This is a genomic window from uncultured Microscilla sp. (assembly GCF_947493425.1).
Lineage (GTDB): Bacteria > Bacteroidota > Bacteroidia > Cytophagales > Microscillaceae > Microscilla.
The window spans coordinates 21771-32999 of the sequence record NZ_CANLRP010000092.1; the positions used below are offsets into that span (position 1 = coordinate 21771).

General features: G+C 39.5%; 8 protein-coding genes. 6 read left to right on the forward strand and 2 right to left on the reverse strand.

Annotated elements, in window-relative coordinates; translation table 11 throughout:
* Positions 1–67: 67 nt before the first annotated feature.
* Positions 68–2491, reverse strand: coding sequence for an ATP-binding protein (locus tag Q0954_RS20865; RefSeq protein ID WP_299459885.1), 2424 nt, complete (start codon positions 2489–2491; stop codon positions 68–70).
* Positions 2492–2939: 448 nt separating this feature from the next.
* Here Q0954_RS20865 and Q0954_RS20870 point away from each other — a divergent pair, with 448 nt between their 5' ends.
* From Q0954_RS20870 to Q0954_RS20885, 4 genes are all read left to right on the forward strand, one after another.
* Positions 2940–3581: a sterol desaturase family protein gene (locus tag Q0954_RS20870; protein WP_299459888.1), complete on the forward strand. Its 642-nt coding sequence runs from the start codon at positions 2940–2942 to the stop codon at positions 3579–3581.
* A 371-nt stretch (positions 3582–3952) separates the two neighbouring features.
* Positions 3953–4381 carry a hypothetical protein gene (locus tag Q0954_RS20875; protein WP_299459891.1) on the forward strand — a complete coding sequence of 143 codons (429 nt, stop codon included), beginning with the start codon at positions 3953–3955 and terminating at the stop codon, positions 4379–4381.
* Between the two features lie 97 nt (positions 4382–4478).
* Positions 4479–4928 (forward strand): hypothetical protein, encoded by a 450-nt coding sequence (locus Q0954_RS20880; protein WP_299459894.1) that lies wholly within the window; start codon positions 4479–4481, stop codon positions 4926–4928.
* Between the two features lie 292 nt (positions 4929–5220).
* Positions 5221–6192 (forward strand): isoaspartyl peptidase/L-asparaginase family protein, encoded by a 972-nt coding sequence (locus Q0954_RS20885; protein ID WP_299459897.1) that lies wholly within the window; start codon positions 5221–5223, stop codon positions 6190–6192.
* Between the two features lie 52 nt (positions 6193–6244).
* On the opposite strand, the gene Q0954_RS20890 is transcribed toward Q0954_RS20885, so the two are convergent.
* Complete coding sequence (locus Q0954_RS20890) at positions 6245–7105, reverse strand: cyanophycinase (RefSeq protein WP_299459899.1); 861 nt, start codon at positions 7103–7105, stop codon at positions 6245–6247.
* A gap of 161 nt (positions 7106–7266) precedes the next feature.
* Here Q0954_RS20890 and cphA point away from each other — a divergent pair, with 161 nt between their 5' ends.
* Positions 7267–9927, forward strand: coding sequence for a cyanophycin synthetase (gene cphA, locus Q0954_RS20895; protein ID WP_299459901.1), 2661 nt, complete (start codon positions 7267–7269; stop codon positions 9925–9927).
* Between the two features lie 483 nt (positions 9928–10410).
* Positions 10411–10959, forward strand: a complete 549-nt coding sequence (locus tag Q0954_RS20900) for a hypothetical protein (protein ID WP_299459903.1) — start codon at positions 10411–10413, stop codon at positions 10957–10959.
* Positions 10960–11229: the final 270 nt, after the last annotated feature.

The window sequence follows — 11229 nt, forward strand, 5'->3', positions numbered from 1 at the left end:
TGGCTGCATTTTTCACCGCAAAGCCCAAGCTAAAAGCTTTGCGTTCCAAGACCTTACCCAACAATAGTTATACATTCATTGGCAAGTCGAACACAAATGTAACCCCTTCGTTTACAGCTGTTTTAAACTCTACTTTTCCTTTGAGTTGTTGCACCACTATGTTATACAATATATTCATACCCAAACCAGTACCTCCACCTTCGCGGTTGGTAGTTACGAAAGGGTCAAAAACCTTGTCTATAATCTCAGGGGCAATACCGTTGCCATCATCACTGTATACCATTTTTACGCGGTCGCCATTGGCCTTTACACTCAGCGATATTTTACCTTCTTCTCTGTCCTTAAACCCGTGAATGATAGAGTTCATCACCAGGTTGGTTACAATCTGAGAATAAGCACCAGAGTAGCTCTCAATGGTTAGGTCATCAATGTCCACATCTAAGGTATAAGGCTTATTTTTGAGCTTTGGTTGCAGGGCAATCAAGGTATCCTCCAGGTATACCTTTAAGTTAAACTTTTGTTTTTCTTCGTTTGATTGTCCTACCGCCACTTGCTTAAAGCCTTGTACCAACTTGGCAGCCCGGTCGAGATTGTTCAGTATAATTTTAGTGCCTTCCTGGTTGGTTTGTAAAAACTTCTCCAGGTCGGTACGTTTCATTTTGCCACTTTTATATACTTCCGAAAACTCCTTGGTTTTGGAATCAAGCCTTGAGGCAGCAGTTACCCCTATGCCCACCGGGGTGTTTATTTCATGCGCCACTCCAGCTACCAGGTTACCCAACGAGGCCATTTTTTCGGCTTCTACCAGCTGGTCTTGAGTAGTTTTCAAATTGTTGAGTGCTCCGTTTAAAGTTCTGTAGTTTTCGGCATTGCTAATGGCAATAGATGCATACAACACCAAAGTTTTGAAAATATCGGCATAGTAAGGAGTGTAGGCAGCAATCAATCGGCTTTGTACACTTACCGCCCCTATCACTTTGTCTTCGTGCAACATGGGATAATACATCATAGAGTTAAACGACTCGTGCAGCGAGGTATCATAAAACGATTGGGAGTGCAGGTCTTCTCTTTGATTGATTATGATTTGATGGTTGTTTTTTACACACCAAACCGCCGGGTGGTGGGTATCGTCCATAGACATAGAAGATGTAGGTTTTCGATCGCCAAACTCAGCCGCAAACCTCACATGTAGCTCGTTGCTTTGGGTATCCAAAATAGACACCGTAAACCCATCTACTGGCATCATTTCTTTTACCCTGCTTTGCAAAGTATTCAATGTTTTTTCAAAGTCGAGCGACGCAGTCAGGTCTTGCCCCACCTGACTTAACAGCGTAATGGTTTCGTAGGCTTTTTCCAGTTTTAGCTTTTGGTTTTCCAGTGCATCCGACTGTTGTTTGAGGGCTTCAGCAGTTTGTTTAATTTCTTCATTTTTTTCATTCAACTCAAAGTTGGTCAGTTCCACCTCTTTGTTTACCCGATTCATTTTTTTGTTGAGCTCGGCAAGTTCTTGGTTGTGTGACTCCATCTGTTGGTTTTTTGCCTCAATCAACTCGTTCTTCTCTTCAATCATTTTGTTGGTGCGGGCAAGTTTGGCTCTTTGTTCACCCAACAACCGGTTTTTCTTTTGGGTTCTGCCAATATTCACTACCAATCCTACCGCCAATAACAGCAATAAAGCCACCCCAATTAACACAATCATTAAGGTTTGGTTTTGCTTGCGGTTTTTCTCTTCAGCTCTTTTACGATAAATATTACCCAGTTGTGCCTGAATATTGTCGTCGTTTTCGCCCAAAATTTGGTTAGCCCGTTCGTGAAACTCAAGGGCTTTGTCATCTTCACCCAAACCATCGCTATATATCTCCGAGAGTTTGCTCAGGGTAGTTCCTATTTGGTTTCGTTCATACTCTTTTTGCTCCTCCGATAAGTTACTTTTTTTCAGTAGTTCTTCACGTATCAACTCTGCTTTTTCCAAGTACTCTACGGCTTTTCGGGTGTTGGTATTATTGCTAGAGGTAAGGTATGCATTGGCATAATAAAAATTGCCCAAACCCTCGTATACCCTGGCAAGCCCTTGTTTATCGCCTATTTCTTCATACAGGGCGCGGGCTTGGTCATACAAACTCACCGTGGTATTAAAGTCGGCTCCTTCGCCCCTGCTCACGTCATAGTTTACATTGGCTTTGTTAAACAAGGCAGCAGCTTTCCCTTTTTTATAATTGCTCTCCCGCGCCTTGTTCAACGCTTCGTTGGCATACTTTCTCGCTTTGGGAATGTCTACTTTTTGTTTGGTGGCAAAGTACTGGGCAGACAATTCGTTGAACACATCAATGCGTTTGCGGGTGCTGGTTTCGTTACGCAAAAGTTTTTCAAGCTGGTCTATCCTGCCACAATCACACTGGGCATTTACTTGAGTAAGGCTCCCTGCCAACCACCACACAAATACTAGTTTGCTTATTTGTTTGAAGTACATAAACAACTTTATATCAATCATATTCAACATTTTGGGACATTTTTAGATTTATGCATCTAAACTAATAATATTCAGGTACTTTTGAATAAAATCTGACAAAAAAAAATGTTTTTTTAATAGATCGCCCATAAGAACCGGGCAAAGAGAAGATAAATGACAAGAAAAAACCTCAATCAAACCCAGTAATCAAACAAAGCAAGGACAATTTGGGTTGTTGTTATTTGGCAAATGTAGCCCACCCAGGGTATTTTACGTCTTAGGGTTGTGTTTAGGCAACTATAGCTTGTGCTTTGCAGCAATTGCCCAACCACAAAAGTGTACAGAATTGTTTGGCAAGATTGCCCAAAAAAAATTAAAACATGTATTTTTGTCAGGCAAAAAGGTTTATCTACCTTTGTCGCACATTTTTTTTGATGAAAAATACCTCAGTTTAATTACTGTTCATATAACTTAATTTTAATTACTTGTTATGAGTCACAAAAAAGGAGTACAGAAAGGCAGAATCTTCAAAAACCCTATTTTAGAAGCACTCAGCCGTACCTCACCAGCTCTTACTCTTGGTGGTTATTTACCTCCTGTTTTCTTCTTAATTTATGTTTACTTTGCTTATCACAGTGAACGTTTAGGAATCGCCAATGGAATTATGGTATTTTTTGGCGGAGTAATATTCTGGACATTTTTTGAATATATGATGCACCGTTATGTGTTTCATTGGATCAACGAATCGGCATTTGTAAAACGCATGCACTATATTATGCACGGATACCACCACGACCACCCACGCGACGAGGAACGTTTGTTTATGCCTCCCTGGGCAGGTTGGTTAATTATTGGGGTATTGTATCTGAGCCAAATCTTTATTTTAAAAGGATATACTTATGCATTCCTTCCTGGTATGCTCATTGGTTATTTGTGTTACGTGTTTGTACATTATAGTACCCACAAATACAAAGCTCCACGTCCATTAAAATATTTGTGGAAACACCACAGTTTGCACCACTACAAATACCCAGACAAAGCTTTTGGGGTATCAAGTCCTCTCTGGGACATTGTGTTTGGCACTATGCCTCCCCGCCAAGACCGTAAAGAAGGTGATATGAGAGGCTTATAGTCTATACCATACACCAATCACATTTTTAATTTACTATGAGAGAGGCCACGCGCCTCTCTCTTTTTTTCTAAAAACCCCGCAAAGAACAAAATACTCCCTAAACCAAACAGACCTTAGGAATTGTTCAAAAATAAATTTACACTCTGAGAGGTGATCTTTCGCCTTGATACTTCGTTATTTTTATTGCCCATAGCGCTGCTATGGGCGCAAAAAATAGCCTCGTCTCAAAACAAAACTTCTACCTCAAGAATGGTAATTTAATTTCTCACCATTCCTTAGACGCTCAACAAAGCTTAAAAATGCCGAAAGGCAAACATTTATTTTAAACACCGTATTATAAAATTAGAATCAAGCGATAAAATTAATGCCTTATGGAATACCCTCATGCCGTTGTTTTTCCTGAGTTATATCAAAACAACACCTATTTTATTGAAGAACAACGTACTTATGAAGTAGCCATTGTATTGGCAGATAACACTACAGTATATATAGATGAGGCTCAACGTGAGTTGCTTGCCAAAATATTGCAATCAGTCAAACTGTCGTTGTTAAAAGCCAAGGTAATTAATGTCGAAAACTTTGATCCTACAGCCCCTCCACAGTTGATTTTTCCGTCCGAAAAAGTGATTAGTTTTGGAGTAGATTTATCTTCTTATGGACACTTGCTCAATGCAGAAAAATACCAGGTAATGCCCCTCAAAGAACATCAGTATATAATGGCTGATCCATTGAATGAAATTGCTGAAGACAAACAAAAAAAGATTCAACTTTGGCAGGGTCTAAAACAAATGTTTAGCTAAAACCAGTACTATAGACACTAAAACTTATTTTTGCACTATTCCTTAGTTTTTTTGGTTTATATTACTAAATTGTTTGAACGAACTATACTATTACACTATGAATAAAAAGCTTTTTGAAAATGAATACGTACAAACTTCTCTCGTATTTATCAATCAGGAACAAACTATCTATAGCTATCGCTGGAAACAAGCCAACAAATACCTCAGCCCTGAAATGTATCAAACAGAAACCAGGCGCCACCGCGACTACATACAAAAGTATAAGCCTGCTTTTGTGATGGCTGATTTTCAGGAATCCCAATTTATCATATCAGCCGATTTACAGCCTTTTGTCAAGGCACAGGTATTGGATAAAATGGTAGAAACAGGCACCAAAAAACTGGCAATTATACCGCCCGAAGACAATGTTTTAAAAATGTCGATAGAACAAACCCTGGAAGAACAAACCGCCGCCCCTTATGCCATTCGTTTTTTTGAATCGGTAGATGAGGCAAAAATATGGTTTGTTAAAAAAGACATTTGGCACGCTTACGCCGGAAAATTTTAAAAACGCTCCTCGCCTACCCTTTACCATTATTGCACGCCTGTTATTCCCTTTCTTTTGTGCCTTAAAAACTTCCTCACTGTAGTATGTGGCAGCGTTAAGTATAGTCCTAACTGGTGGTTAGCCATTGGGTATACCCTGTCTAATGATGTTGCCACAAAAACTGAAAATAAATGGATTTTATACGCTTCTATTACCGCAGGCTACCACCAAGCCATTGAACAAATTGCATAATAATACCTGAGGCTTTTGGCATAGCAGGCGGCAAATAGTATTACATTTACAAGAAAACATCATGGAGTCAAACAAAAACAACTATGTATTGCTCATACATGGAGGGGTAGGAACTATTATCAAAGAGAATATGACTGCTACCAAGGAAGCCGCATATTTAGAAACTTTAAAAATGGCGTTGCTTGCTGGCGAAAATGTACTTAAAAATGCAGGAAAAGCAACCAATGCTGTGGAAGCTGCTATAAAAGTAATGGAGGATTCGCCTTTGTTTAATGCAGGAAGAGGTGCTGTTTTTACTCACGAAGGTAAAAATGAAATGGATGCATCTGTTATGGATGGCAACACACTTGATGCGGGAGCAGTGGCGGGTGTTACTCAAATTAAAAATCCTATTTCGGTGGCTCTTCAGGTAATGCAGCACTCTAATCATATTATTTTGATAGGTGAAGGTGCAGAAAGGTTTGCGAAACAACAAGGGTGTGAGTTGGCTAACCCCTCTTATTTTTATGATGAAGATCGTTTTCAACAATTAAAAATGGCGCAGTTACATAACGAAGTAATACTAGACCATAGCGGAGAGAGTGCCTATCAAGAAGGAAATATTGAAAATGAGGGCAAGAAGTTTGGAACAGTGGGTGCAGTAGCATTGGACACGCATAGAAACCTGGCTGCAGCTACTTCTACAGGAGGCATGACCAATAAACAATTTGGCAGAGTGGGAGATACTCCCATTATTGGGGCGGGCACTTATGCTCATAATAAAACCTGTGCGGTATCTTGCACAGGTCATGGCGAATATTTTATTAAAAATGTGGTGGCTTATGATATTTCGGCCTTAATGGAGTATAAACAAACGACTATTCAAGAAGCCGCTGAATATGTAATTCATGAAAAATTGAAACAACAAAAAGGTGAAGGAGGTTTGATTGCCCTTGACCAAAAAGGAAGTTATACTATGGCTTTTAATACCAAAGGAATGTACAGAGGGGTTGTGAGCAAAAATCATTCACCAAAAGTAGACATCTACAAATGATGAACAAAAAGAGAAGAGACAGTTATTGTGCAATTGCCGCTTCACCTCATTTTTAAACCATGCGCCTTTCCGACAGAAGATAATTATGCCCTTTGGAAAGTACATGAACTATTAAGTTTTCAATTGTAATGGGTTCTCCATCTTCAATGCCTGCAATGTTTGTATACTTAATATCATGACCTTCAACAATCATTATCAAACCTGAGCCAATGGCTTCCATGTGGTTTCCATTGGTAATCAATAGCCCAGTATCTTCACCCAAACCAATACCAATGCCCACAGGATTGCTGGCGATGGTCTGACAAAGTCTTCCAAATCGCCCTCTTTTGATAAAGTGAGTATCAAAAGTAACCTCATGAATGAACCCAAATCCTCTCGATAATTTTACTTCACCTTTTAGCAATGCTTCTGTGCTGCTCCCACCAAATATCATAGTGGAAGACATTACCATGGCACCAGCACTTGTTCCTGCAATGATAAAATGTTCATTTTGATACCTGGTTGCCATTGTACTCAGTAACTTTGTTCCCCCAAAAATGGTGGTCAACCTGAGCTGGTTTCCCCCGGTAAACAACACTCCTTCGGCTTCTTGAATTCGCTCAAAGTAGTCAGGCATAAGCGTATCTTCTCTTTTTTTGATATGAATCATCCCTACATTATCGTTTCCAAGCTTCTTGAACGCATCTATGTAATGTTGTCCTGTTACTTCTGGGATTAACGATGCACTTGTAATGATTTCTATGCGGTTTGTCTTACCAACAAGCTCTTCTAATAACCGCTTTAATATTCCCTCTTCAAGGAATTTATCTGCTAAATCTTCAGGGTTATCATCATCATCATCTGGTCCAGTTCCTTTATCAACCGCACCACCTATGGCAATTAATATTCCTTTTGGTGTTTTTACACTCAACATTAGTTTAAATAAGTTAACTTTGGATAAGCTCTTTTCAAAGGAATCAAAGTTAGCATTTGTTATTGCCTAATCCTTCAAGTCTGATTTATTCTTTTTCTAAAAGCCACAAATAACAAAAGCAGGAAATATATCCTGCTTTGACCAATCCTAAATTTATTTAGATGAAAATCGTAGACATTAAAGTACTTAGAGGCCCCAATTACTGGTCTAATAGAAAAGAGAAACTCATTGTAATGAAGCTTGATTTAGAGGAAATGGAAAAGTTGCCCTCCGATAAAGTCGAGGGGTTTTCGGAACGATTGGAAAAAATGCTGCCTTCTCTATACGAACACCATTGTTCGGAAGGGCATGAGGGTGGTTTTTTTGAAAGAGTAAAAACAGGCACCTGGATGGGGCATATTGCTGAACATATTGCATTGGAAATACAGACACTGGCAGGAATGGACTGTGGATTTGGCAGAACAAGAGGAACTGGCAAAATAGGAGAGTACAATGTGGTGTTTAGCTATACTCAGGAAAACGCGGGGATTTATGCAGCAAAGGCCGCAATAAGAATCGTAAAATCGCTTATTGCAGGAAAAGCCTACCAACTAGAGGTGGATATTCACACCTTAAAAGAAATCAGAGAAGAAGATAAATTGGGCCCAAGCACTCAATCTATAGTAGAAGAAGCCAGTAAAAGAGGGATTCCCTTTATGCGTTTAAACAGCGACTCGTTGGTGCAGCTAGGCTATGGTGTCAATCAAAAACGTATCATGGCAACCATTACCAGCCAAACAAGCGCCATAGGTGTAGACCTGGCAGGTAATAAGGAAGATACAAAGTATTTGCTGAAAAGAGCAGGAGTGCCTGTGCCTAACGGGGGTATTTCTGTTACAGAAGAAGAGCTGCTTGACGAACTAGAGAGTATTGGTTACCCTTGTGTGGTCAAACCCGTTGATGGAAACCATGGAAGGGGAGCCACTACCAATATTAAAAATAAAGCGGAGGCATTGGCTGCTTTTAAATTGGCTAAAGAGCATTCAGAAAGAATAATAGTAGAGCAATTTGTTCAAGGGCATGATTTTAGGCTTTTAGTAATCAACCATCGGGTAGTAGCTGCCGCAAAGCGTACCCCTGCCCATGTAGTAGGCAATGGAAAAAATACCATTCAAGAATTGATTGATCAGGTAAATGCAGACCCCAGAAGGGGTTTTGGGCACGAGAAGATGTTGACAGAAATTATGGTGGATGAAATGACACAATATATTCTCACTACAAAAAAATTAACGCTACAATCGATACTCCCCAGTGAAGAAGTACTTTTTTTGAAAACCACTGCCAACCTAAGCACTGGAGGAACAGCCACTGATATAACAGATACAGTACATCCTTACAACCTGTTTATGGCAGAACGCATCTCAAGAATTATTGGATTAGATATTTGTGGCATTGATATAATGGCAAGCGATCTCGAACATTCTGTCATCGAAACGGGCGGTTCGGTATTAGAAGTAAATGCTGCACCAGGGTTTAGAATGCACCTTGATCCTACTATAGGCTTAGCCAGAAATGTAGCCGAACCTGTGATAGATATGCTGTACCCGCCAGGGCAACAGGTAAGCATCCCTATTATAGCGGTTACTGGAACAAATGGAAAAACCACTACTACCAGGTTAATAGCACACCTGATGAAAAGTGCGGGTTTTCGAGTAGGCTACACTACCTCTGATGGAATATATGTGCAAAACAGGTTGCTGCAAGTGGGCGACTGTACAGGACCGAAAAGTGCTAAATTTGTACTAAGTGATCCTACCGTTAATTTAGCTGTTTTAGAAATAGCCAGAGGAGGTATTTTGAGAGAAGGACTTGGGTTTAGTAGCTGCGATATTGGCATTGTTACTAATATCACTTCCGATCATTTGGGGCTAAAAGGAATTCAAACGGTAGAACAAATGGCGAAGGTAAAAGCTGTGGTGGCTGAAAATGTGTATCCTGAAGGTTATGCTATTTTAAACGCCGATGATGACCTTATTTTTGCAATGATCGAGAATATCAGTTCCAAAATTGCCTTGTTTAGTCTGAACGAAGACAACCAACGAGTATACGATCATTGCAAGGCTGGAGGGATTGCCGCAATTTATGAAAATGGATACATTACTATTAATAAAGGGGGATGGAAGATTCGGGTTGAAAAAGTATTGAATATTCCGCTTACTTTTTCTGGCAAAGCCATCTTTATGATTCAAAACGTATTGCCTGCTGCATTGGCTGCTTTTCTGAGGAATGTACAGCTCGAAGACATTCGCCTGGCTTTACAAACATTTACCCCTTCGCCAGCACAAACACCAGGAAGGATGAATTTGTTTCAGTTCAATGAATTTCAGGTGTTGTTAGATTATGCTCATAACCCCTCAGGCATGGAAGCTATAGGCAAGTTTCTTGAAAAAATAGAGGAGTCTCCTAAAATAGGCGTTATTGCGGGCACTGGCGATAGAAGAGACGAAGACATCATTGAATTAGGAAAAGTAAGTGCAAAAGTATTTGACGAAATTATTATTAGGCAAGATGCTGACTTGAGAGGCAGAACGTCCAAGGAAATTCTGAATTTATTAATCGAAGGCATTCATAGTATCGATGCTTCGAGGGTTGTCAGTGTGGTACCTGATGAGATGGATGCAATTAGCAAATCTATTAAAGAAGCCAAGAAAGGTGCTTTTATTACCATTATTAGTGATGCTATCCCTGAGGCTATTCAACTTATCAGAACCTTGAAAAAACAGGAAAGTGATGTAGTTGTTTTGAAATCTGACATACCTAATTTGAAAAGAATGATCCTTTAAAAAACAAAAACAGGTTGCCGTTCCTCCTTGATTGTAAAATCGGCAACTTCACATTATTACTCTTACTCTTTTGCCTATTAATTAGTAAAAATACCCTGATAATGATAAGGCTCTCCTGCAAAACAATCAAGTTATTGATCTTTCATTGTATTTTTGATGATTACCAGACAAGAAGATGGGAGAGCTTCTTTTCGCTTTCTTTTGGTCACAGCATTTACAAAAGAGAGAGGGTGAGTTGTTGGAGTCTTATTTTAACCTCTGGTAAGCGATTTACCTCAAAGGAGGTTTTTGATATGAAAGACAATCTGGTGTATAGTCAAGGGTTGCCTGGTTTTAAGTACAATTATGACCAAGCCATTGACTTATAATGCGTATTAGCCAAAACTACCTCATAATAAGTGTTTTTTCACAAAAAAACGGTTAAGTATCCATACTTATCAGCTTTTTTTGCATACTTTGAGTAGTAAACCTATTCACAAGATAATGACAGAAACTAGTTACAAATACCAACAAGAAATGGCCTATGTGCCATTCAAAAAAAGAATAATAAAGGCTACCCGCCTTTTGCTTATTATTCAGGGCATTGTGTTAGCCGTATTCATTTCTTTTAGCTACAGGTTAAACTCTATTTACTTATTACTGTTTGCCTTGAGTGGTATACTGCTTTCTTCGGTGCTGTTTTTATATAGAATCAGGAAAAGGGTATTTTACTTTTTAAAGGGCATTCGCATTACCAATGATCATATTGTAAGCCTGGAGGTATACCGCAAAAATGAAAAATTTGACCATCAGTTGAACCTTGAAAGCCTGGATGTAGCACTAAAAACCGTTGGGGGTGGGCGTAGTGGACGTTTGACATTTATCATTGAATTTTCTTATGAGGGTAAACTGTTAGGCAAACAAAGCGATTTGGGTAAGTGGAAAAGTGGGCAAATAAAAGAACTTTTTTCAACTATCAAAAACTTCAAAGGAGAGACTTTGACCAGCGAAGAGGCTCGTTTGCTAAAAACAAAAAGAGGGTTTTTGAAATAAGGGTGAGAGGCATTTAGCAACTCTTCAGGCTTAACATCTGACAATAGTGGTAAGTTTCTCCGCTATGGCTTGATTTCCCAAATCAAGTGTATGTGATTGGGCATAATGACAAAACCGTAAACCGCAACTTTGTTTTAGACAGACAAGTACGCCAAGCTATTGATAATAATGTTTTTGTAATGATCTGGGTGACCTCTGCTGGCGCACGTCGTCCTCGCGTGTGCCATCGTAGAATTTGCTTGGCTGGGCACGCGCGAGGACGCAGCGCGC

Excerpts from the sequence above, each read along its gene's own strand:
- Q0954_RS20880 (WP_299459894.1), top strand. The coding sequence starts at position 4,479 with ATGAATAAAAAGCTTTTTGAAAATGAATACGTACAAACTTCTCTCGTA.
- Q0954_RS20865 (WP_299459885.1), bottom strand. The coding sequence starts at position 2,491 with ATGATTGATATAAAGTTGTTTATGTACTTCAAACAAATAAGCAAACTA.
- Q0954_RS20885 (WP_299459897.1), top strand. The coding sequence starts at position 5,221 with ATGGAGTCAAACAAAAACAACTATGTATTGCTCATACATGGAGGGGTA.
- Q0954_RS20890 (WP_299459899.1), bottom strand. The coding sequence starts at position 7,105 with ATGTTGAGTGTAAAAACACCAAAAGGAATATTAATTGCCATAGGTGGT.
- Q0954_RS20875 (WP_299459891.1), top strand. The coding sequence starts at position 3,953 with ATGGAATACCCTCATGCCGTTGTTTTTCCTGAGTTATATCAAAACAAC.
- Q0954_RS20900 (WP_299459903.1), top strand. The coding sequence starts at position 10,411 with ATGACAGAAACTAGTTACAAATACCAACAAGAAATGGCCTATGTGCCA.
- Q0954_RS20870 (WP_299459888.1), top strand. The coding sequence starts at position 2,940 with ATGAGTCACAAAAAAGGAGTACAGAAAGGCAGAATCTTCAAAAACCCT.
- cphA (WP_299459901.1), top strand. The coding sequence starts at position 7,267 with ATGAAAATCGTAGACATTAAAGTACTTAGAGGCCCCAATTACTGGTCT.